Consider the following 20210-nt stretch of genomic DNA (forward strand, 5'->3'; position numbering starts at 1 on the left):
GAGGAATCGGCAGGCCGACGTAGATAGCACGACAGGTCGCAGCGCTCCGCCAACAACGCATTCAACATGAACTTCGATGATGGCAATCAGAACAACAACGACAAGAACAACGAGCTCCGCGTCCGCCCCGTCCGCAGCTTCAGAGCCCTACCCGTTCAGCGATCTCGTCCAGGCCTATTACGACTGCCGGCGCTCAAAGCGAAACAGCGCCAGCGCACTGGCTTTCGAAATGAACCTGGAGCGGAACTTAACGGCTCTTCACCGCGACCTGATAACCGGCCAATACCGGCCAGGCCGCTCAATATGTTTTGTGGTCACCCGGCCAAAGGCCCGCGAGGTGTGGGCCGCCGACTTCCGCGACCGCATCGTGCACCACCTACTCTACAACCGCATCGGTCCACGGATAGAAAGCAGCTTTATAGCGGACAGCTGCGCCTGTATCCGAGAGCGTGGCACGCTGTACGCCGCGAAGCGCCTTGAGGCGAAGATCCGCAGCCAGACCCAGAACTGGTCGAAGCCAGCTTTCTACCTGAAGTGCGACCTGGCCAACTTCTTCGTAGCCATCGACAAGCACGTGCTGGCCGGCCAGCTGTCGGCCAAGATCACGGAACCCTGGTGGCGAGCCCTGGCGCTACAGGTGCTGATGCATGATCCACGCACCGACTATCAAGTCCGCAGCCCGGCGCACCTGTTCAACCGGGTACCGCAGCACAAGCGCCTCACCGCGCAGCCGGCGCACCTGGGTCTACCAATAGGCAACCTGTCGTCGCAGTTCTTCGCCAACGTCTACCTCGACGCCTTGGACCAGTTCTGCAAGCACCGGCTCGGCGCGAAGCACTACGTCCGCTACGTCGACGACTTCGTACTGCTGCATGAATCAGCCCGACAGCTGAATGCCTGGAAGGCCGAGATCGAAGCCTTCCTGCCGAAACTTGGCGCCAGGCTCAACCCGTCGAAGACCATCCTGCAGCCGATTGACCGCGGCGTTGACTTCGTCGGGCATGTGATCAAGCCATGGCGGCGCACCACCCGCAAGCGATCTGTGGGTCAGGCCATGAAGCGGACAGCCGTCGCACCAGCCGAACAGTTGCGCGAAACCGCCAACAGCTATTTCGGCCTGCTCACCCAAGCCAGTCACAGCCAGAAGGATCGTGCTGCGCTCGCCAATCTGGTGCTTCAGCGCGGACACATGGTCAATGGCGACCTGACCAAGACCTACCCAAAGCGATAACCCAAGCGAGGTATCCCCATGCCCACAGAAAACCGATCCAGCAACACCGAACAGATGGTCAGCGTGCTCGAAAAAATCGACGACATTGCAGAACGCTTTGAGATTGAAGGCCTGCACTCGCATCCAACCTACAAGCAGTTCAAGCGTCTTTTCGCCGAACTGAAAGCCACCCAGCACCAGGGCGAGCCGGTTTTCATGGTCCGATCTCATGGCTCCTGCTGCTGGGAAGAGTCGAATGGCGAGGGCTTGGACATAGCCTTGTCGATGCCGGATGAGTACGAGGTCCGAAAGCTCTACCTCCACCCACCAACCTCCGACGGCTTCAGCGCCGGTGACATGGCCGACCAGGGTGCCAAGGCGTTCGCTGCGCGTGATCCGGAAATGGAGGAGCTGCGCGAGTTGCTGCGGGCGATGACTTGCGGGTATCGCATGGCGGTTCAGGCAGGCCACGCCCGCATAACGGCCTTGGGCGGCGACTGTGACAGCGTCGACAGGATGCTGGCTGACTTCCCCGAGTACGCCAAGGCCATCGCCGCCACCAAGCGCAAATCCTGACAAGAGTACATTTGTACTCCGCCCCGCTTTAACCCCTCTCCCCTCTATTCATAGCCGCGATATGGCGGCCAAGGAATCGTCATGCCCGAGAAAAGTGGAATCACCCTAAACCGAGCGGCGCTGGATGTCGTGCTCGAGCGCCAGCGGCAGGTAAGCGACGAAGGATTCTCGCTGTATCGCGACGATGGTTATGCGTCTGGAGAGCTGGCCAGGGCGGCAAGCGTGTACGCCCGGCTGGCGGGTAAGCCTGGCACCATGAGCACAGACTGGCCGTGGGGCGAAGGCACCTTCAAGCCAGGCGCTGATCGCCGGCGTGACCTGATAAAGGCCGGCGCGCTGATCCTCGCGGAGATCGAGCGCCTTGACCGCCAGACGCTTATCCAGCGTGCAGTTGTCCGCCGAGACGAAAACGGCATGTTTCAGCATCCCGACCTTCCCGACTTCGACGAGGGTGACGGCGAGAAGTGCAAAGCCTGGATCGCGGAGCAAGGCCTGCAGGTCATCATGATTGAGCTTGAAACCGACGCGCCCGTGGAAATCGCAGATCGCTACTTCGAGTCAGACGATCCTGATTGCAGCTATTGGGAGCCGAATCGACCTGACGGAGAAGGCTGGTTCTGCCTGGCCATACACGATAGCGACGACGGCCCCGTCTGCTGGTGGGCTCGCCGAGTGGTGACTCCATGACCCGCCTCGCCCTCTGCCTCCTGCTACTGGCCACCGGCGCCAGCGCTGACCCTTTGCCGTATGGGGTTCGCGTCTTCCATGACGATGAGCACGGCGCCACTTGCTGGCTTTACAAGTATGGCTATGCAGGCGGCATCAGTTGCATCCCCGACAGCCAGCTGCAGGCCGGCACCGAGCGCGAGCTCTCCCCGCACGAAACCGAATCTGAACCTACACCCGCACTGGCGCCTGGGCGCTGGATTGATGAGAGGTATGAGCTGTGAGCCTGGTTCGAGAAAACCTGATGACCCGCGAAGGCTACTCACCGTATTGCGGAGACGAGAACTGCACCCACATGCTGCCGCGCACCACTTGGGATGGCGAGCAGTTCAAGTGCCGATGCGGCTGGCGTTCGCAATTCCCGGCTGACTTCATCGCCGAATACAAGGCGAAGTGCCACGGAGGCACAAAGTCATGACCGACCTAATCGAAGTGAAGACGGCCGACCTTGCAGGTGAGGCGCTGAACTGGTCGCTGGCAATTGCCGTGAGCCTGAATCCTTTCGTTTCGCCAGCGCAGTACGGCGTCCCTGCTCGGGTGTTCATCCAGCAAGAAGGGATGTTCCCGGTGCGCTACAAACCAGCTGTTGATTGGCTGGTATGCGGTCCACTGATCGAGAAGCACAACATCAGCCTGCATTGCCCGCAGAGCGTTGGCGACGTGTGGGCAGCCTGGATCACCGGTGGCGGCAGCGATATTGCCCAGGCTGGCGATTCAGCCCTACAGGCCGCGTGCCGCACCATCGTCGCCGCCAAAGTTGGACTGCTTGTCCAGGTGCCGAAGGAGCTGCAGCCATGATCGTCCTACCCATCGCCGCCCCGCTCTACATAGCCTGGCTCATCTGGAAGGGTCCGAGGCCGTGAAACAGTAATAGAGCCCGCCCAGCCAGACTTACGTCGGTCTTGGACCCAAGACAACTGACTGTGCGAGCAAGAACATCATGACAGCCGCCTTCACCAGCGTCTGTAGGAAAACTCTGATCCCTCCCCACCTCTGCCGCCATGCGCGGCGTGGAGCCTATTCCATGGAAACCGAAATCCTCTCGGAGAAAGAACTGGCCGAGCTGACCGGCTACAAGGCCAGGGGCTACCAGCGCCGCTGGCTTGAAGAACGCCAATGGCACTTTGTCGAAAGCCGCGGTGGTCGCCCACTGGTTGGCCGGCAGTACGCCCGAATGAAGCTGGGTGTCACCCTTCAAGTGATGCCCGTAGCGCCCCCGCCTCTGCCGGTACCGGCATGGACGCCTGATATTTCTAAGGTTAGGTGATATGCGCCCCCGGAAGAACGAAAACAGGGACTTGCCGCCGGGGATGTACCGGCGCATACGCAGTAGTAAAAGCAAGAAGAACCCGAAAAAAGAGTGGATCAGTTACATCTACCTGGACAAGTCAGGCAAACCAATCCCTCTGGGTACCGACCTGAACTTGGCCAGGCTTAAGTGGGCCGAGCTGGAAGCCAAGGAGAAGCCGCGCGATCTCCTTCAAATGAAGTCGGTCTTCGATCGATACGAACGAGACATCATCCCCAAGAAGGCACCACGCACGCAGAAAGACAACCTGGCGGAGCTTCGCCAGCTTCGGCCTTTCTTCGACGGCGCCCCTATAGACGCCATCACGCCGTCGCTTGTCGCCCAGTACAGGGATGCCCGCTCGGCCCCTGTCCGGGCGAACAGGGAGATCGCTCTCCTATCTCACATCTACAATATTGCGCGCGAGTGGGGCCTATCTACTAAGGAAAACCCGTGCCAGGGTGTACGCAAGAATAAGGAGAAGCCTCGCGACTTCTATGCAAACGATTCGGTCTGGAAAGCCGTGTATGCCAAAGCGGTGGATGAATTGAAGGTAGCCATGGACTTGGCGTATCTGACAGGCCAGCGCCCAGCGGACGTACTGGTGATGAGGAAGGATGACATCGAGGATAACGCCCTCGGCGTGACGCAGAAAAAGACCCACAAGAAGCTGCGGATTATGCTTGAAGTGGATGGGGCTGTGAGCGGCCTTGGCGTCCTAATCGGGGAGATCCTGAAGAGAAACGAAGCACACACATCACCGTACCTGATCCTGACGGACGGCGGCCTGCGAGTGACAGCGTCGATGCTTCGGCGGCGCTGGGATGATGCACGGGAGGAGGCGGTGAAGGAAGCGACTGCCTCCGGCGACCAGGTCCTGGCCGGCCGCATCAGTCAGTTCCAGTTCCGTGACATACGCCCCAAGGCTGCATCGGAAATCACCGATGTGGAGCACGCCAGTCTGCTGCTGGGGCACACCAAAGGTGACATCACCGAGCGAGTTTACCGACGCATCGGAGCCTTGGCGAAACCCACCAAATAGCCTAAGTATTGTCAGCGCTGACAAAAAACGCATTCCCAAGGGTGTTCCCATGGGTTGTTTTTGCATGCCTCAGAAACGCAAAAAGCCCTGACTAATCAGGGCTTTGAATATGGCGGAAGCGTAGAGATTCGAACTCTAGGATAGTTGCCCATCGACGGTTTTCAAGACCGTTGCCTTAAACCACTCGGCCACGCTTCCTCGTATTGCGGGCGCCATAATACCGAAATGAAACAAGCTGTCAAACTCTCTGTGTAGCTGGTTGCCATCGCTCTGTTATGATCTTTGCATCTGAACGTTTCAAACCCACAGGAGTGTCGCCATGCGCGAACAGGATTACGCCGTCAATCACGGCCAGCAGGTCGAGCAGCAGGAGGTCAGCCGAGTCCTGCGCAATACGTACGGGCTGTTGGCTATTACCCTCGCCTTCAGTGGTCTCATGGCCTTTATTGCGCAGCAGATGCGCGTTGGCTACCCGAACATTTTCGTGGTGCTGATCGGCTTCTATGGCCTGTTCTTTCTCACCAACAAGCTGCGTGACTCGGCGTGGGGCCTGGTATCTACCTTCGCCCTTACCGGTTTCATGGGCTTTATCCTTGGCCCTATCCTCAACCGTTACCTGGGCATGGCCGGTGGCGCCGAGGTTGTCAGTTCGGCCTTCGCCATGACCGCGCTGGTGTTCGGTGGCCTGTCGGCCTATGTGCTGATCACCCGTAAGGACATGAGCTTCCTCGGTGGTTTCATCACCGCAGGTTTCTTCGTGCTGATGGGTGCTGTGCTGGCTAGCCTGTTCTTCCAGATCAGCGGCCTGCAACTGGCAATCAGCGCTGGCTTCGTGTTGTTCTCGTCGGTCTGCATCCTGTTCCAGACCAGCGCGATCATTCACGGTGGCGAGCGTAACTACATCATGGCCACGATCAGCTTGTATGTTTCTATCTACAACCTGTTCGTCAGCCTGCTGCAGCTGTTCGGTCTGATGGGTCGCGACGACTGATCATAGGCTAGGCAGTTGTAGGAAAGCCCGCTTCGGCGGGCTTTTTTGTGCCAGCTATTACTACCCCAAACGCCCATAGCCCCGTAGAATGCGCTCCTTTTTCTTCCGGGGCAGCACTCCCATGAGTTCAATCGAGCAAGGACCCAGCGCACCCGCGCAGGCCAATGAACTGGTCCTCGGCCTTGAGGACAAGCCGCGGCCGCTGATTGCCATGCTGGCAGCACTGCAGCACTTGCTGGCGATCATCGTGCCGATCGTGACCCCCGGCTTGCTGATTTGCCAGGCGCTGGGCGTTTCGGCACGCGACACCAATTTGATTGTGTCGATGTCACTGGTAATCTCGGGTATCGCCACCTTTGTGCAATGCCGTCGTTTCGGGCCATTCGGCGCGGGTCTGCTGATTGTGCAAGGCACCAGTTTCAACTTTGTCGGACCCTTGATCGCCGGTGGCGCGCTGATGGTCAAGCAAGGTACGCCGGTGGAAGCCGTGATGGCGGCGATTTTCGGTGTGGTGATTGCCGGTTCGTTCGTTGAAATGGGCATTTCGCGCATCCTGCCTTTCGTTAAACGCCTGATCACGCCGCTGGTGACCGGCATTGTGGTGCTGATGATCGGCCTGACCTTGATCAAGGTCGGCCTGATCAGCATGGGCGGTGGCTTTGCGGCAATGAGCAACGGCACCTTCGCCAACGGCGAAAACCTGCTGCTGTCGGGCGTGGTGTTGGCGATTATCGTGGTGCTCAACCGTATTCCAGTGGTGTGGATGCGCAGTTGCGCCATTGTCATTGCCTTGGCCGTTGGGTATGCCCTGGCCGGTTATCTCGGTCGCCTGGATTTCACCGGCATGCATGAAGCCGAGCTGTTCCAGGTGCCCGTGCCACTGCACTTTGGCCTGGGTTTCTCTTGGGCGCTGTTCATTCCGATGCTGGTGATTTACCTGGTGACCTCCCTGGAAGCCATTGGTGACGTGACTGCGACCAGCAAGGTTTCGCGCCAGCCGGTCGAAGGGCCGCTGTGGATGCAACGGATCAAGGGCGGCGTTCTGGTCAATGGTGCCAACTCGTTGCTGGCCGGGGTGTTCAACACCTTCCCAAGTTCGGTGTTTGCCCAGAACAACGGCGTTATCCAACTGACCGGAATTGCCAGTCGCCATATCGGCGTGTGGATCGCGGCCATGCTGGTCATTCTTGGCCTGTTCCCAAGTGTTGCCGGAGTGATTCAGGCAGTGCCGGAGCCAGTGCTGGGTGGCGCTGCGATGGTGATGTTCGGTGCAGTGGCAGCGTCGGGGATCAACATTCTGGCCAGCATCAGCCTGGACCGCCGTGCACTGCTGATTATTGCGGTGTCGCTGGCGTTGGGCCTGGGGGTGGCGCAGGTGCCGGAGTTTCTTGCGCACATGCCGTCGGCGCTGCGCAATGTGCTCGAGTCGGGAGTCGCTACCGGGGGAATTTGTGCACTGGTGCTGAACTGGTTCCTGCCGGAGCATAAAGAGAAGGCTTAAGCGAACGGGGCGGGCCGTCGCAGGGCAAGCCCGCTCCCTCGATTTGCTTTATGATTGGCGCAGTTTTGCTGAATGAGCCCTCCATGAAGTTTGCCATTGCGGTTTTTTCCCCGGCCCATGCGCCCTCCTCACGCCGCGCCCTGCGCTTTGCTCAGGCGACGCTCGCCAGCGGCCACGAAATTGTCCGCTTGTTTTTTTATCAAGACGGCGTGCACTGCGCCTCGGGCAATATCGTCGCCCCACAGGATGAACTGGATGTCGCCGCCCAATGGCGATCCTTTATCAGTGAGCACCACCTCGATGCCGTGGTGTGTATTGCCGCGGCGTTGCGCCGTGGCGTACTCAATGACGAGGAAGCCCAACGCTACCAGCGCACCGCGGTAAACCTTCCGGCGCCCTGGGAGCTGTCTGGCCTTGGCCAACTACATGAAGGTGCACAACTGGCCGACCGTTTGCTCTGCTTTGGAGGCGACTGAGATGGCCAAGTCATTACTACTGATAAGCCGCAAGGCGCCTTGGGCGGGTCTGTCTGCCCGCGAAACCTTGGATATCGCCCTGGCCGGTGGCGCCTTCGATCTACCCCTGGGCATGCTGTTTCTCGATGACGGGGTGTTTCAGCTCGCGCCTGGTCAGCAGCCCGCCCAACTGCAACAGAAGAACCTCGCCGCTAACTTACAGGCCTTGCCGATGTTCGGTGTCGACGAGCTTTTTGTTGCCCGCAGCAGCCTGCAGGAGCGTGGCTTGACGGCAGAGAACCTCAGCCTGCCGGTGCAGGTGCTGGATGACGCCGAACTGGCTGCATTGATTGACCGTTTCGACCAGGTGGTAACCCTCTGATGAGCACCTTGCACGTAATCTCCCATTCGCCCTTCGGTGACAATCGCTTGAACAGCTGTTTGCGCCTGCTCGGCAGCAAAGATGGCCTGTTGCTGTGCGGCGATGCCGTGTATGCCCTGCAAGCTGCCAGCGCACCGCTGGCCAGCCTGCACGCGAGCAATCTGCAAGGCCGCCTGTTCGCCCTCGAGGAAGACCTGCAAGCCCGCGCCATCAACACCGACGACGGCGTTCAGGCCATCGACTACCCGGCGTTCGTTGCACTTTCGCTGGACTACGACAAGGTCAACACCTGGCTATGAGCACCCTCACTGTAGGCGCGCGCAACATCGCCCTGGACAAGGACGGTTATCTGCTTGAGCTCAGCGATTGGTCCGAGGAGGTTGCCAACGCCCTCGCCGACCGCGAGCAATTGGAGCTGACCGAGGAGCACTGGGAAGTGCTGACAGTACTGCGCGCCTTTTACCAGGAGTTCGAGTTGTCGCCGGCCACACGCCCGCTGATCAAGTACACGGCACTCAAGCTGGGGCCGGAGAAAGGCAACAGCATGCACCTGAACCGCCTGTTCAAAGGCACTCCTGCCAAACTCGCCGCAAAACTTGCGGGCCTGCCAAAGCCGACCAATTGCATATGACCGACCTTCGCCCGCTGATCACCGAAACCCCGGCCGAACATCCCTTTGCCCAGTTTGTACGCATCCTTGGCAAGGGCAAGCGTGGCGCTCGCGGCCTGACCCGGGAGGAAGCCCGTGAGGCTATGGGCATGTTGCTCGACGGCGAGGTCGAAGAAGCGCAACTGGGCGCCTTCCTGATGCTGCTGCGGCACAAGGAAGAAAGCCCTGAGGAGTTGGCGGGCTTCACTGAAGCGCTGCGTCAGCGCGTGCATGCACCAGCGATCCAGGTAGACCTGGACTGGCCTAGTTATGCCGGGAAAAAGCGCCACCTGCCCTGGTACCTGCTGGCGGCCAAATGCCTGGCCGCCAATGGCGTACGTATTCTCCTGCATGGGGGTGGCGCACACACCGCCGGGCGGCTGTACACCGAACAAGTGCTGGAGTTGTTGCAGATCCCCCTGTGCCGCAACTGGCAGGCAGTGGCCGAGGCGCTCGACAGCCAGCAATTGGCATTTATTCCGCTGCACGACTGGGCACCACGCCTGCAACACATGATCGACCTGCGCAACACCCTGGGCCTGCGCTCGCCTATCCATTCCCTGGCACGGGTGCTCAACCCGCTGGGCGCACGCTGCGGCCTGCAGAGCATCTTCCACCCGGGTTATCAGGCGGTACACCGCGAAGCCAGCCGCCTGCTTGGCGATACCGCTATTGTGGTCAAGGGTGACGGAGGCGAGATCGAGATCAACCCCGACACCACCAGCCATCTGTACGGCACTGCGGCGGGCGTGGATTGGGATGAAGAGTGGCCAGCCCTGGCTGCCCAGCGGCATGTAAAACCAGCGAGCCTGGAGCCAGAGCAATTACTCTCGGTATGGCGAGGTGAAGCGCACAACAGCTATGGTGAACTAGCGGTGGTCGCAACCATGGCCCTGGCCTTGCGTGGCCTTGGCCAGTCGCGTGAAGACGCCTTCGCTCAAGCCCAACGCTACTGGGACAAGCGCAACTGATCGAACAAGCCGATTAAACCGGCCCGGACTTTGCGCTATTCGTTCGAACCCTGCTCCGTAAACTGGGCTCTATATCAGAATGAATCGCCAAGGAGTTCAGCATGGGCCTTTTGATCGATGGACGCTGGCATGACCAGTGGTATGAAAGCAGCAAAGACGGCGCCTTCCAACGTGAAAGCGCGCAGCGCCGCAATCAACTACCGGCCGCCGAGGCCGGGCGCTATCACCTGTACGTGTCGCTGGCCTGCCCCTGGGCACACCGCACCCTGATCTTTCGCAAGCTTAAAGGCCTGGAAAGTCTCATCGATGTGTCAGTTGTCAGCTGGCTGATGGGCGAGAACGGCTGGACATTCGATCAGAGCACGGGCTCGACCGGCGACAAGCTCGAGCATCTGCAGTTTCTCCATCAGCGTTACACCCGCGACGATCCACAGTACAGCGGCCGGGTTACCGTGCCGGTGCTGTGGGACAAGCAGGAACAGCGCATCGTCAACAATGAGTCGGCAGAGATCATCCGCATTTTCAACCATGCCTTCGATGACCTGACCGGCAATCGCCTGGACCTCTACCCCGAGCCGCTGCAAACAGAGATAGATGCCCTCAACGAGCGCATCTATCCGGCGGTCAACAACGGTGTGTATCAAGCAGGCTTCGCCACCTCGCAAGAGGCGTATGAACAGGCTTTCGATCAATTGTTTGCGGAACTGGACTGCCTGGATCAACGCCTCGGCGAACGCCGTTATTTAACCGGCGAGTACCTGACTGAAGCCGATTGGCGACTGTTCACTACGTTGATTCGCTTTGATGCGGTGTACCACGGGCACTTCAAGTGCAACCTGCGGCGCCTTGCCGACTACCCAAACCTGTCGAATTGGCTACGAGAGTTGTATCAGTGGCCAGGGGTGGCGCAGACGGTGAACTTCGAGCATATCCAGAAGCATTATTACATGAGCCACAAGACCATCAACCCGAATGGAATTGTGCCTAAAGGCCCATTGCAGGACTTTACCCAGCAGCATGATCGGCAACGGTGGGCGGGACGAGGTATCTGGACCAACGATTGATGCTGTGATTGGTGATCGCGAGGCAATCGCGCGTCTACAGAGGGTGAATCTGTAGACGCGGGCTTGCCTCGCGATGCATTTCAGCCCTGGGAGCCTTCGAACCAGGCCAGCTTTTCACGCAACTGGACCACTTCCCCCACGATCACCAGGGTCGGCGCATGAACCTCATGCTCGGCGACCAGCGCCGGCAAGTCAGCCAGCGTGCCGGTAAACACCCGCTGGTTCGGCGTAGTGCCCTGCTGTACCAGCGCTGCGGGCGTGTCGGCAGCGCGACCATGGCGAATCAACTCGGCACAGATGGTCGGCAAGCCAACCAGCCCCATGTAGAACACCAGGGTCTGAGCCGGTGCCACCAGATCATTCCAAGGCAGGTTACTGGTACCGTCCTTGAGGTGGCCGGTAACGAACCGCACCGATTGGGCGTAATCGCGATGAGTGAGCGGTATGCCAGCATACGCTGAGCAACCACTGGCGGCAGTGATACCCGGCACCACCTGGAAAGGAATGCCCTGCTCTGCCAGTTCCTCGATCTCTTCACCACCCCGGCCGAAGATGAACGGATCACCGCCCTTCAAACGCAATACCCGCTTGCCCTGACGAGCCAGGGTCACCAGCAATTGGTTGATCTGATCCTGAGGCACAGCATGATCGGCGCGACGTTTACCGACGTAGATGCGCTCGGCATCACGACGGCACAGCTCTATGATCGCCGGAGCAACCAAACGATCGTAAAGCACTACGTCAGCCTGCTGCATCAAGCGCAAGGCACGGAAGGTAAGCAGATCCGGGTCACCCGGCCCTGCACCGACCAGATACACCTCACCCGGCGCCTGATAGCTGGCGCCGTCGATCTTGGCTTGCAGCAACCGCTCGGCTTCAGCACCCTGCCCGGCCAGTTGCCGCTCGGCGATCGGCCCCTGGAAAACATCTTCCCAAAAGCCACGACGTTGATTGACGTCCGGATACAGGGCCTTGACCTTGTGACGAAAACGCGCGCCCAAACCGGCAAGCTCGCCATAGGCGGCCGGAATCCAGGTTTCCAGCTTGGCGCGGATCAACCGCGCCAACACCGGTGCATCACCACCACTGGACACCGCCACCACCAGGGGCGAACGGTCGACAATCGCCGGGAAGATCACCGAGCACAAAGCAGGAGCATCAACCACGTTGACCGGCACACAGCGCTGGTGGGCGTCGGCTGAAACCTGGGCGTTGAGTGCCTGGTCATCTGTTGCAGCAATGATCAGCTGGCAACCGTCAAGGTCGCCCGACTGATAGCCACGGCTGAGGATTTCGCCACCGCTGTGCCGAACAAGCTCGCTCAGTTGCGCTTCGATCTGAGGCGCAACCACGCGCAATACCGCCCCGGCATCGGCCAGCAGACGCGACTTGCGCAGGGCAATTTCACCTCCACCGACAACCAGCACGCGGCTGCCGCGCAGTTTGTGGAACAGCGGCAGAAATTCCATTTAAGCGATGATCTCCAGCCCGCCCATGTACGGCTTGAGCACTTCAGGCACGCGGATCGAACCATCGGCCTGCTGGTAGTTCTCCAGAACCGCAACCAGGGTACGACCCACCGCCAGGCCAGAACCGTTCAGGGTATGGACCAATTCCGGCTTGCCGGTTTCCGGATTGCGCCAGCGAGCCTGCATGCGACGCGCCTGGAAGTCACCACAGTTGGAGCACGAAGAGATCTCGCGGTATTTATCCTGGCTCGGCACCCAGACTTCCAGGTCATAGGTCTTGACCGCACTGAAGCCCATGTCGCCGGTGCACAGCGCCAATACCCGGTACGGCAGCTCCAGCGCCTGCAGCACGCGCTCGGCGTTGGCAGTCAAGCCTTCCAGCGCTTCCATGGATTTACCTGGCTCGACGATCTGGACCATCTCTACCTTGTCGAACTGGTGCTGGCGGATCATCCCGCGGGTGTCACGACCCGAAGCGCCGGCTTCACTGCGGAAGCATGGCGTGTGGGCGACAAACTTGACCGGCAGTTGCTTGGCGTCGAGGATCTCGCCCGCGACGATATTGGTCAGCGACACTTCGGCGGTCGGAATCAGGTAGAAGTCGGCTTCGCCTTCACGGCTGATCTTGAACAGGTCTTCTTCGAACTTTGGCAGTTGACCGGTGCCTTGCAGCGCCGGCGCCTGGACCAGGTACGGGGTGTAGGCTTCTTCGTAGCCGTGTTCGCTGGTGTGCAGGTTGATCATGAACTGCGCCAGGGCGCGGTGCAGGCGCGCGATTGGCCCACGCAGCAAGGCGAAACGAGCCCCCGAGAGCTTAGCTGCTGTTTCGAAGTCCAGGCCACCGCTCAATTCGCCCAGGGCGACGTGATCCTTGATATCGAAGTCGAACTGGCGCGGGGTGCCCCAGCGACGCACTTCAACGTTGTGATCTTCATCGGCGCCAACCGGCACGCTTTCGTCCGGCAGGTTAGGAATGCCCAGTACAATCGCATCCAGCTCGGCCTGAATGCCGTCCAGTTCGGTTTTACCACTGGCCAGCTCTTGGGCCATGCGCTCTACATCGGCCATCAGCGGCGCGATGTCTTCGCCACGGGCCTTGGCCTGGCCGATGGATTTGGAACGGGCGTTACGCTCGGCCTGCAGTTGTTCGGTGCGGGTCTGCACCACCTTGCGGCGTTCTTCCAGTGCTTCGATGCGCGCGACATCCAGGCTGAAGCCACGGGAGGCCAGGCGGTCCGCCACTTCCTGAAGTTGGCCGCGTAACAGTTTGGAATCGAGCATATCGTTCTCTCGTTGGTTCAGAATTTGGTTAAAGACAGGCCGGCCCAGGTCGCGAGCAGCCCGCCAAATACGCTAAGCCCGGCATAACCGAAGGCCAGCGGCGCCTGCCCGCTTTCGAGCAGGCGCACGGTATCCAGGGAAAAGGATGAAAATGTAGTCAAACCGCCAAGAAAGCCGACGATCAGGCCAGCACGCAGCTCGACCGGCACCATCGGGCGATGCAGAAACAACCCGTATAGCAGGCCGATCAGCAGACAGCCAATCAGATTGACCGCCAGCGTACCGAGATAGAAGTGGCGTGGCCAGTGGGCATTGACCCAATTGGACGTGGCAAATCGCAGCAAGGTCCCGGCGATACCCCCCGCGCTGACAGCGGCGATCACAGCAATCATGACTTTCTCCGTTGCCGTGGGCTCTTGCGATCAAGCTCAGCGAGGTGCTTGAGCTTCTCACCAATCTTCAATTCCAGGCCGCGCGGCACAGGCTGATAGTAAGGGCGCGGCTCGAGGTTATCCGGGAAGTAATCTTCCCCGGCTGCATAGGCATCCGGTTCATCATGGGCGTAACGGTACTCGTCGCCATAGCCCAGTTGTTTCATCAACTTGGTCGGCGCATTGCGCAAGTGTAGCGGCACTTCCAGCGAACCATGCTCACCCGCTTCACGCAGGGCAGTCTTGAAGCCCATGTACACTGCATTGCTCTTCGGTGCACAGGCAAGGTAGGTGATGGCCTGGGCCACGGCCAGCTCACCCTCAGGGCTGCCGAGACGCTCTTGCACATCCCAGGCTGCCAGGCACAGGCTCAAGGCGCGGGGGTCGGCGTTGCCGATGTCTTCGCTGGCCATGCGCACGACGCGACGCGCGATATACAGCGGATCACAACCGCCGTCGAGCATGCGCGCAAACCAATACAGTGCGCCGTTGGGGTTCGAACCGCGTACCGACTTGTGCAGCGCCGAGATCTGATCGTAAAAGGCTTCGCCGCCCTTGTCGAAACGACGACGACTGTCACCCAGCAAGCTTTGCAGCAACTCCACACCGATTTCGCCGCCATCCTCGGCCAGATCTGAAGCGTTTTCGAGGAAGTTGAGCATGCGCCGACCATCGCCATCGGCAGCAGCCATGAGCATCTGGAACGCTTCATCGCCGACGTGCAACTGGCGTTTGCCGAGGCCACGCTCCTCGCTCAGGGCGCGATTGACCAATTTGCGCAGGGCCGCTTCATCGAGACTCTTGAGCACATACACCCGCGCCCGCGACAACAATGCATTGTTGAGCTCAAACGAAGGGTTCTCAGTGGTAGCACCGATGAAAATCAGCGTGCCGTCTTCCACATATGGCAAGAAGGCATCTTGCTGGGATTTGTTGAAACGGTGCACTTCATCAACGAACAGGATGGTGCGCCGCCCGTATTGCCCTGCCTGCTGCTTGGCGATTTCCACCGCATGGCGGATTTCCTTGACCCCCGCCAGAACCGCCGAAACGGTTTCGAAGTGGGCATCGCAGAACTGCGCCAGCAGCCGCGCCAGGGTGGTCTTGCCGACCCCGGGTGGGCCCCAGAAAATCATTGAGTGCAGCGCCCCCTGCTCCAGCGCTTCGCGCAGCGGCTTGCCGCGGGCCAGCAAGTGCTCCTGGCCAACGTACTCGTCCAGGTTGGCCGGGCGCAGGCGCGCTGCCAGAGGCTGGGCTACGGGGTCGCTACGAAACAGGTCCATGGATGGCGCTACTACCTCTTATTCCGAAATGACGTCAGCGCCTTTCGGGATGTCGAACTTGAACTTACCTGCCGCAATCGCCTGGTTGGCTTTGACGCCGGTAAACAGGATGTTGGTGCGCTGGCCGACGCTGTCGATCAGTTGCATATCATTGACCAGCCCCTTGCGGAACGAAAGGCGCAGGGAGTCAAACAGGGTGTCCTTGGTTTTCGGCTTGAGGGTGAAATCCATGACATCACCTTGCTCCTTGGAGGTGATATCGAAGCTCTGGCTGATCTTCGATACATCACCGGATAACAGCAGTGCAGGCGTTTCGGTCAGGCGCTGGTCGAGCTTCTTGATCGTCGCCTGCTCCAGGTCAGGGTCCCACAAGGTGACGGTCTTGCCGTCGGAAACTACGACTTGCTCCTGTGGCGCGTCAGTGTGCCAGTAAAACAGTCCAGGGCGCTGAACCGACATTTGCCCGGCCGTTTCCTGCAGGCTGGTACCGCTGGCATCCAGGGTCAACTGCGAGAATCGAGCCTCGATAGTCCGGGATTTTTCCAGCAATTGGGTCAAGCGCGCCACATCCTGCTCGCCAGCAAAAACCGACGCGCTGGACACGGCCAAAGCGGAAACCAACATCATGCGAATAAGGCGCATGGCAATCCTCGTTGCAGTATGAATGGGCCTGTGGCCGTCGCTGGCCACAGGCTGGAAGGTCATCAGTCGCGAGACGGCCCGGGGGCAATCACTTCACGCGAGCCGTTGGTGTTCATGGCGGTTACGACGCCGGCCATTTCCATCGACTCGATCATGCGCGCGGCGCGGTTGTAGCCAATCTTCAGCTTGCGCTGCACAGCAGAAATGGAAGCACGGCGGCTTTCCAGCACGAATTGTACGGCTTCATCGTACAGGGCATCGGTTTCGGCATCATCGCCATCGCCACTACTGCCGCCGTCGAAGCCGCTACCGGCCTCCTCGACACCGTTGAGAATGTCGTCGTTGTAGTCTGGGGCGCCACGCAGCTTCCAGGCCTCGACCACGCGGTGAACCTCTTCGTCGGAAACGAAGGCGCCATGCACCCGAATCGGCAGGCTGGTGCCAGGCGGCATATAGAGCATGTCACCGTGACCGAGCAACTGCTCGGCACCGCCCTGGTCGATGATGGTCCGAGAGTCGATCTTGCTCGATACCTGGAACGCCATACGGGTCGGAATGTTGGCCTTGATCAGGCCGGTGATCACGTCTACCGACGGCCGCTGTGTCGCAAGGATCAAGTGGATACCGGCAGCTCGGGCCTTCTGGGCGATACGTGCGATCAGCTCTTCGACCTTCTTGCCGACGATCATCATCATGTCAGCAAATTCGTCGACCACCACAACGATAGTTGGCAGGGTTTTCAGCAGCGGCGGCACGTCATCCATGCTTTCACGCTTGAACATCGGGTCGTAGATAGGCTCGCCCGCTTCCTCGGCGTCTTTGACCTTGCGGTTGAAGCCTGCCAGGTTACGTACGCCCATCGCGGCCATCAGCTTATAGCGCCGCTCCATCTCGGCCACGCTCCAGCGCAGCGCATTGGCGGCGTCCTTCATGTCGGTAACCACAGGGCACAGCAAGTGCGGGATGCCCTCGTAGATCGACAATTCGAGCATTTTCGGGTCGATCATGATCAGCTTGGCGTCTTCGGGCCCCGACTTGAACAGAATCGAAAGGATCATTGCGTTAACGCCCACCGACTTACCCGAACCTGTCGTACCGGCTACCAACAGGTGCGGCATCTTGGCCAGATCGGTAATGACCGGCTTGCCGCCAATGTCGTGACCCAGGGCCATGGTGACCGGCGACTTGGCTTCGTCGTACTGCGGCGACGACAGCACTTCGGAGAAGCGCACGATCTGCCGGTCTTCGTTGGGAATCTCGATACCGACGGTGGTCTTGCCGGGAATTACTTCAACCACACGCACACTGGTCACTGCCAGGGAACGGGCCAAGTCTTTCGCCAGGTTGGAAATGCGACTGACCTTGACGCCTGCTGCCGGCTGGATTTCGTAGCGGGTAATCACAGGGCCCGGGTGAATGGAGTCCACCGAGACCTCCACGCCGAATTCCTTGAGCTTGATTTCCAGCAGATGACCCACGCCGGCCAGGGATTCAGGCGAATAATTGACCTGCTTTTTCTCGGCAGGATCTAGAATCGAAATCGGCGGCAAGGTGCCTTCAATGGCACTGTCGACGAACAGCGGCGCCTGCTTTTCCTTCTGCACGCGCTTGCTCGGCTCAGGCACCTTGGCTGGCGCTGGCATGATCACCGGCGCTGGCTGTTGCGCACGCTCGGCCACATGCTTGGTCAACGCCTGGTCACGCTCGATGATACGTTCCTTGGCCTTGGCTTGCTCACGGCGGTCCGGGACCATTGGAGCTACGACATCATGAACCTGATCATCGACTTCACGCAGTTGCGCGACCAGACGCTTGCGCTCGTTGCGCGCAGCCCACCAGCGATTGGCGGCGCCCTGGAACAGCTCGAACAGGTCGAGGGTGATCTTGCCGGTAACGTCCATGACCTTGAACCAGGACAGGTCGGTAAACACGGTCAGGCCAAACAGGAACAAGGCAATGAACATCAGGGTGCTGCCCTGAACGTTCAAGGCATTCTTGGCCAGGTCTCCCAGACTTTCGCCCAGGGCGCCACCGGCCGAGGCAGGCAGGCTGGCAGCAGAATGGAAGTGAATGTGCGCAAGGGCAGCGCCGGAGAGCACCAGGAACACCAGGCCAATCAAGCGCCAGGAAAACAGCCAGCCGCTCCACTGCCATGGCTGATGGCGCTCGCGGAAAATCTGCCAGGTTTTGATGGCCAGCAGTAACGGAAAGATATAGGCGAAATAGCCGAGGACCATGAACAACACGTCGGCGAAATAGGCACCCGCGCGCCCGGCGGCATTCTGCACCTGGTCGACATTGCTGGTATGACTGAAACCTGGATCGGCCTGATCGTAGGTCAGCAGCGCCATCAGCAAGTACAGGCACAGCGCACCAAAGGCGATCAGCGCACCTTCCTTGAGGCGATAATGCAGCTGCTGACGCCAGAGCGGCACAGGCAAGGGCTTCGATGTTGCGGTGGATTTCTTCAAAACGCTTCTATTCCTGCGCTCAACGCGCGTCCAACAGTGATTGACCTATTTGAACGGTCAATAAACCACTACTTTTAACATTACTGCCCGCCTACCGCTATGGCGGCACGCTAGAAACAAGCGTAAACGGTGGCCAATTTCCTATATCGCAATTTGAGCATGCATTTTCTTTTGTGACAAAGGCTTATGCGTTGTTTTTGCACAGGTGTGACAACAAACGACAAAGCAAGTTGCCATAAAGCCGCTGGTGACGACGCGACTTGCCCCGCAAGGTGCTTTCAGGCAATGCTGGATGCCCTCCCCTCCTCCATCTTTGGACCACGATGCTGACCTGGTTGAGCCGCGACTCCCTGACATTCCCCGCGCTGGACAAAGCCATGCGCGACCCTAACGGCCTACTCGCCGCTGGCGGGGATCTAAGCGCCGAGCGCCTGGTGCAAGCCTATCGTCACGGCTGCTTTCCCTGGTATCAGGACGGCCAGCCAATCCTCTGGTGGTCACCGGACCCGCGCACAGTGCTATTCCCCGACGAATTGCACGTTTCGCGCTCACTGCGCAAATTCATCCGCCAGGGCCACTACCAGGTCAGTTTCGATCAGGACTTCGCCGCGGTGATTGCCGCCTGCGCTGCGCCACGCGACTACGCAGACGGCACCTGGATCACCGACAGCATGCAAGCGGCCTACCTCAAACTGCATAGCCAAGGTTTCGCCCACTCGGTTGAGGTACGCCAGAACGGCGAACTGGTCGGCGGCCTGTATGGGTTGGCCATGGGCCGTCTGTTTTTCGGCGAATCAATGTTCAGTCGCGCCGACAATGCATCCAAGGTTGGCTTCGTGACGCTGGTCGAGCACCTGCAGCAAGCAGGTTTTGTACTGATTGACTGCCAGATGCCCACTGAACACCTGCACAGCCTGGGCGCTCGAGCCATCCCCCGCGCCACGTTCGCCGACTATCTGCAGCGCTACCTGGATCAACCCAACAGCGCTACCTGGGTTTGTTAGGCGAGTTTTCCCAGCTGGCATACACTTAAATCTAAAGCACCTCCCGAGGGGTTGATCATGACAGAGCTGGCGCGGTTGAAGTTTTATGCCACTCAACCCCATTCCTGCAGCTACCTGCCTGACGAACAAGCCACCACGCTGTTTCTCGATCCGAGCCAGCCGATGGATGTGAATGTCTACGCAGACCTGTCGGAAATGGGTTTTCGGCGTAGCGGCGATCATCTGTATCGCCCGCATTGCCAAAACTGCAACGCCTGCGTACCGGCGCGAATCCCGGCTGCGCGGTTTTTACCCAGCCGCCAGCAGAAACGCATTCTCAAACGCAACGCCGATATCAGCGTCACCGCTGCGCGCCCTGCCTTCAAAGAGGAATACTTCGAGCTGTACCGGCGCTACATCGAGCAACGCCATGCAGACGGCGACATGTACCCACCCAGCCGCGATCAGTTCGCAACGTTCCTGGTCCGCGACCTGCCGTTTTCACGCTTTTACGAATTTCGCCTGCACGGCCGCCTGGTCGCCGTGGCGGTTACTGATCTGCTGCCCAACGGCCTCTCGGCGGTCTACACCTTCTACGAACCCGACGAAGAACGTCGCAGCCTTGGCCGCTTCGCAATCCTCTGGCAAATCACAGAAGCGCTGCGCCAGGATCTGGATGCGGTTTACCTCGGATATTGGATCAAAAACTGTAAAAAGATGAACTACAAGACCCAGTATCGCCCTATCGAGCTCCTGATCAATCAGCGCTGGGTGAGCCTAAACTGAAATCATTGG

24 protein-coding genes and 1 tRNA gene are annotated in these 20210 nt (G+C 59.6%); 18 read left to right on the top strand and 7 right to left on the bottom strand.

Annotation, left to right across the window (positions count from 1 at the left end):
• The first annotated feature begins 76 nt into the window (after positions 1 to 76).
• The 8 genes from H8F21_RS16975 to H8F21_RS17010 all read left to right on the top strand — a co-directional run bounded on the left by H8F21_RS16975 (position 77) and on the right by H8F21_RS17010 (position 4842).
• Positions 77 to 1231, top strand: coding sequence for an RNA-directed DNA polymerase (locus H8F21_RS16975; RefSeq protein ID WP_203585097.1), 1155 nt, complete (start codon positions 77 to 79; stop codon positions 1229 to 1231).
• 18 nt (positions 1232 to 1249) lie between these two features.
• A complete protein-coding gene (locus tag H8F21_RS16980) occupies positions 1250 to 1786 on the top strand; it encodes a hypothetical protein (RefSeq protein ID WP_203585098.1) in 537 nt (178 codons plus the stop codon).
• A gap of 414 nt (positions 1787 to 2200) precedes the next feature.
• Positions 2201 to 2473: a hypothetical protein gene (locus H8F21_RS16985; protein WP_203585119.1), complete on the top strand. Its 273-nt coding sequence runs from the start codon at positions 2201 to 2203 to the stop codon at positions 2471 to 2473.
• Positions 2470 to 2736: a hypothetical protein gene (locus tag H8F21_RS16990; protein ID WP_203585099.1), complete on the top strand. Its 267-nt coding sequence runs from the start codon at positions 2470 to 2472 to the stop codon at positions 2734 to 2736. Before H8F21_RS16985 ends, H8F21_RS16990 begins: the two co-directional genes overlap by 4 nt.
• A complete protein-coding gene (locus tag H8F21_RS16995; protein ID WP_203585100.1) occupies positions 2733 to 2930 on the top strand; it encodes a hypothetical protein in 198 nt (65 codons plus the stop codon). Before H8F21_RS16990 ends, H8F21_RS16995 begins: the two co-directional genes overlap by 4 nt.
• Complete coding sequence (locus H8F21_RS17000; RefSeq protein ID WP_203585101.1) at positions 2927 to 3310, top strand: DUF2591 domain-containing protein; 384 nt, start codon at positions 2927 to 2929, stop codon at positions 3308 to 3310. Before H8F21_RS16995 ends, H8F21_RS17000 begins: the two co-directional genes overlap by 4 nt.
• Positions 3311 to 3536: 226 nt before the next feature.
• The gene (locus H8F21_RS17005) at positions 3537 to 3779 is read left to right on the top strand and encodes a DUF4224 domain-containing protein (protein WP_203585102.1); all 243 of its coding nucleotides are present in this window, start codon (positions 3537 to 3539) and stop codon (positions 3777 to 3779) included.
• A 1-nt stretch (position 3780) separates the two neighbouring features.
• The gene (locus H8F21_RS17010) at positions 3781 to 4842 is read left to right on the top strand and encodes a tyrosine-type recombinase/integrase (protein WP_203585103.1); all 1062 of its coding nucleotides are present in this window, start codon (positions 3781 to 3783) and stop codon (positions 4840 to 4842) included.
• 110 nt (positions 4843 to 4952) lie between these two features.
• Here H8F21_RS17010 and H8F21_RS17015 read toward each other — a convergent pair.
• A tRNA-Ser gene (locus tag H8F21_RS17015) sits at positions 4953 to 5040 on the bottom strand.
• Between the two features lie 121 nt (positions 5041 to 5161).
• On the opposite strand from H8F21_RS17015, the gene H8F21_RS17020 reads away from it, so the two are divergent.
• From H8F21_RS17020 to H8F21_RS17055, 8 genes are all read left to right on the top strand, one after another.
• Positions 5162 to 5833, top strand: coding sequence for a Bax inhibitor-1/YccA family protein (locus H8F21_RS17020; RefSeq protein WP_136477145.1), 672 nt, complete (start codon positions 5162 to 5164; stop codon positions 5831 to 5833).
• A 121-nt stretch (positions 5834 to 5954) separates the two neighbouring features.
• On the top strand, positions 5955 to 7334 hold the full coding sequence (locus H8F21_RS17025) for a nucleobase:cation symporter-2 family protein (protein WP_203481482.1): 1380 nt from the start codon (positions 5955 to 5957) through the stop codon (positions 7332 to 7334).
• Between the two features lie 83 nt (positions 7335 to 7417).
• A complete protein-coding gene (gene tusD, locus H8F21_RS17030; protein ID WP_203481484.1) occupies positions 7418 to 7810 on the top strand; it encodes a sulfurtransferase complex subunit TusD in 393 nt (130 codons plus the stop codon).
• A gap of 1 nt (position 7811) precedes the next feature.
• The gene (gene tusC / locus H8F21_RS17035) at positions 7812 to 8171 is read left to right on the top strand and encodes a sulfurtransferase complex subunit TusC (protein ID WP_203481486.1); all 360 of its coding nucleotides are present in this window, start codon (positions 7812 to 7814) and stop codon (positions 8169 to 8171) included.
• Positions 8171 to 8470 carry a sulfurtransferase complex subunit TusB gene (tusB, locus tag H8F21_RS17040; protein ID WP_203481488.1) on the top strand — a complete coding sequence of 100 codons (300 nt, stop codon included), beginning with the start codon at positions 8171 to 8173 and terminating at the stop codon, positions 8468 to 8470. The genes tusC and tusB overlap by 1 nt, the downstream gene beginning before the upstream one ends.
• Positions 8467 to 8802, top strand: coding sequence for a TusE/DsrC/DsvC family sulfur relay protein (locus H8F21_RS17045; protein ID WP_203481490.1), 336 nt, complete (start codon positions 8467 to 8469; stop codon positions 8800 to 8802). The genes tusB and H8F21_RS17045 overlap by 4 nt, the downstream gene beginning before the upstream one ends.
• On the top strand, positions 8799 to 9791 hold the full coding sequence (locus H8F21_RS17050; protein WP_203481492.1) for a glycosyl transferase family protein: 993 nt from the start codon (positions 8799 to 8801) through the stop codon (positions 9789 to 9791). The genes H8F21_RS17045 and H8F21_RS17050 overlap by 4 nt, the downstream gene beginning before the upstream one ends.
• Positions 9792 to 9892: 101 nt before the next feature.
• Complete coding sequence (locus H8F21_RS17055; RefSeq protein ID WP_203481494.1) at positions 9893 to 10855, top strand: glutathione S-transferase family protein; 963 nt, start codon at positions 9893 to 9895, stop codon at positions 10853 to 10855.
• 80 nt (positions 10856 to 10935) lie between these two features.
• Here the strand turns inward: H8F21_RS17055 and cysG are convergent, their stop codons facing one another.
• The 6 genes from cysG to ftsK all read right to left on the bottom strand — a co-directional run bounded on the left by cysG (position 10936) and on the right by ftsK (position 18432).
• Complete coding sequence (gene cysG / locus H8F21_RS17060; protein WP_203481497.1) at positions 10936 to 12324, bottom strand: siroheme synthase CysG; 1389 nt, start codon at positions 12322 to 12324, stop codon at positions 10936 to 10938.
• Positions 12325 to 13605: a serine--tRNA ligase gene (gene serS, locus H8F21_RS17065; RefSeq protein WP_203481499.1), complete on the bottom strand. Its 1281-nt coding sequence runs from the start codon at positions 13603 to 13605 to the stop codon at positions 12325 to 12327.
• A 17-nt stretch (positions 13606 to 13622) separates the two neighbouring features.
• Complete coding sequence (crcB, locus tag H8F21_RS17070) at positions 13623 to 13997, bottom strand: fluoride efflux transporter CrcB (RefSeq protein ID WP_136477155.1); 375 nt, start codon at positions 13995 to 13997, stop codon at positions 13623 to 13625.
• Entirely contained in the window at positions 13994 to 15319 is a 1326-nt protein-coding gene (locus tag H8F21_RS17075) for a replication-associated recombination protein A (RefSeq protein ID WP_203481501.1), read from the bottom strand. The genes crcB and H8F21_RS17075 overlap by 4 nt, the downstream gene beginning before the upstream one ends.
• A gap of 18 nt (positions 15320 to 15337) precedes the next feature.
• Complete coding sequence (gene lolA, locus H8F21_RS17080; RefSeq protein WP_203481503.1) at positions 15338 to 15961, bottom strand: outer membrane lipoprotein chaperone LolA; 624 nt, start codon at positions 15959 to 15961, stop codon at positions 15338 to 15340.
• Positions 15962 to 16023: 62 nt separating this feature from the next.
• Positions 16024 to 18432, bottom strand: coding sequence for a DNA translocase FtsK (gene ftsK / locus H8F21_RS17085; protein ID WP_203481511.1), 2409 nt, complete (start codon positions 18430 to 18432; stop codon positions 16024 to 16026).
• Positions 18433 to 18755: 323 nt separating this feature from the next.
• Here ftsK and aat point away from each other — a divergent pair, with 323 nt between their 5' ends.
• Both aat and H8F21_RS17095 read left to right on the top strand, forming a co-directional pair.
• Positions 18756 to 19436, top strand: a complete 681-nt coding sequence (aat, locus tag H8F21_RS17090; protein ID WP_203481513.1) for a leucyl/phenylalanyl-tRNA--protein transferase — start codon at positions 18756 to 18758, stop codon at positions 19434 to 19436.
• 57 nt (positions 19437 to 19493) lie between these two features.
• Positions 19494 to 20201: an arginyltransferase gene (locus tag H8F21_RS17095; protein WP_203585104.1), complete on the top strand. Its 708-nt coding sequence runs from the start codon at positions 19494 to 19496 to the stop codon at positions 20199 to 20201.
• Positions 20202 to 20210: the final 9 nt, after the last annotated feature.

Source organism: Pseudomonas arcuscaelestis, assembly GCF_016881005.1.
Lineage (GTDB): Bacteria > Pseudomonadota > Gammaproteobacteria > Pseudomonadales > Pseudomonadaceae > Aquipseudomonas > Aquipseudomonas arcuscaelestis.

What these genes read in the sequence shown, in the direction of transcription:
- tusC (WP_203481486.1), top strand. Translation starts at nt 7,812, where the DNA reads ATGGCCAAGTCATTACTACTGATAAGCCGCAAGGCGCCTTGGGCGGGT.
- lolA (WP_203481503.1), bottom strand. Translation starts at nt 15,961, where the DNA reads ATGCGCCTTATTCGCATGATGTTGGTTTCCGCTTTGGCCGTGTCCAGC.
- H8F21_RS17045 (WP_203481490.1), top strand. Translation starts at nt 8,467, where the DNA reads ATGAGCACCCTCACTGTAGGCGCGCGCAACATCGCCCTGGACAAGGAC.
- tusD (WP_203481484.1), top strand. Translation starts at nt 7,418, where the DNA reads ATGAAGTTTGCCATTGCGGTTTTTTCCCCGGCCCATGCGCCCTCCTCA.
- H8F21_RS16990 (WP_203585099.1), top strand. Translation starts at nt 2,470, where the DNA reads ATGACCCGCCTCGCCCTCTGCCTCCTGCTACTGGCCACCGGCGCCAGC.
- H8F21_RS17050 (WP_203481492.1), top strand. Translation starts at nt 8,799, where the DNA reads ATGACCGACCTTCGCCCGCTGATCACCGAAACCCCGGCCGAACATCCC.
- cysG (WP_203481497.1), bottom strand. Translation starts at nt 12,324, where the DNA reads ATGGAATTTCTGCCGCTGTTCCACAAACTGCGCGGCAGCCGCGTGCTG.
- tusB (WP_203481488.1), top strand. Translation starts at nt 8,171, where the DNA reads ATGAGCACCTTGCACGTAATCTCCCATTCGCCCTTCGGTGACAATCGC.
- H8F21_RS17010 (WP_203585103.1), top strand. Translation starts at nt 3,781, where the DNA reads ATGCGCCCCCGGAAGAACGAAAACAGGGACTTGCCGCCGGGGATGTAC.
- H8F21_RS17005 (WP_203585102.1), top strand. Translation starts at nt 3,537, where the DNA reads ATGGAAACCGAAATCCTCTCGGAGAAAGAACTGGCCGAGCTGACCGGC.
- H8F21_RS17055 (WP_203481494.1), top strand. Translation starts at nt 9,893, where the DNA reads ATGGGCCTTTTGATCGATGGACGCTGGCATGACCAGTGGTATGAAAGC.
- H8F21_RS16980 (WP_203585098.1), top strand. Translation starts at nt 1,250, where the DNA reads ATGCCCACAGAAAACCGATCCAGCAACACCGAACAGATGGTCAGCGTG.
- H8F21_RS17000 (WP_203585101.1), top strand. Translation starts at nt 2,927, where the DNA reads ATGACCGACCTAATCGAAGTGAAGACGGCCGACCTTGCAGGTGAGGCG.
- H8F21_RS16985 (WP_203585119.1), top strand. Translation starts at nt 2,201, where the DNA reads ATGTTTCAGCATCCCGACCTTCCCGACTTCGACGAGGGTGACGGCGAG.
- H8F21_RS17075 (WP_203481501.1), bottom strand. Translation starts at nt 15,319, where the DNA reads ATGGACCTGTTTCGTAGCGACCCCGTAGCCCAGCCTCTGGCAGCGCGC.
- H8F21_RS17025 (WP_203481482.1), top strand. Translation starts at nt 5,955, where the DNA reads ATGAGTTCAATCGAGCAAGGACCCAGCGCACCCGCGCAGGCCAATGAA.
- serS (WP_203481499.1), bottom strand. Translation starts at nt 13,605, where the DNA reads ATGCTCGATTCCAAACTGTTACGCGGCCAACTTCAGGAAGTGGCGGAC.
- aat (WP_203481513.1), top strand. Translation starts at nt 18,756, where the DNA reads ATGCTGACCTGGTTGAGCCGCGACTCCCTGACATTCCCCGCGCTGGAC.
- H8F21_RS16975 (WP_203585097.1), top strand. Translation starts at nt 77, where the DNA reads ATGATGGCAATCAGAACAACAACGACAAGAACAACGAGCTCCGCGTCC.
- H8F21_RS17020 (WP_136477145.1), top strand. Translation starts at nt 5,162, where the DNA reads ATGCGCGAACAGGATTACGCCGTCAATCACGGCCAGCAGGTCGAGCAG.
- H8F21_RS17095 (WP_203585104.1), top strand. Translation starts at nt 19,494, where the DNA reads ATGACAGAGCTGGCGCGGTTGAAGTTTTATGCCACTCAACCCCATTCC.
- crcB (WP_136477155.1), bottom strand. Translation starts at nt 13,997, where the DNA reads ATGATTGCTGTGATCGCCGCTGTCAGCGCGGGGGGTATCGCCGGGACC.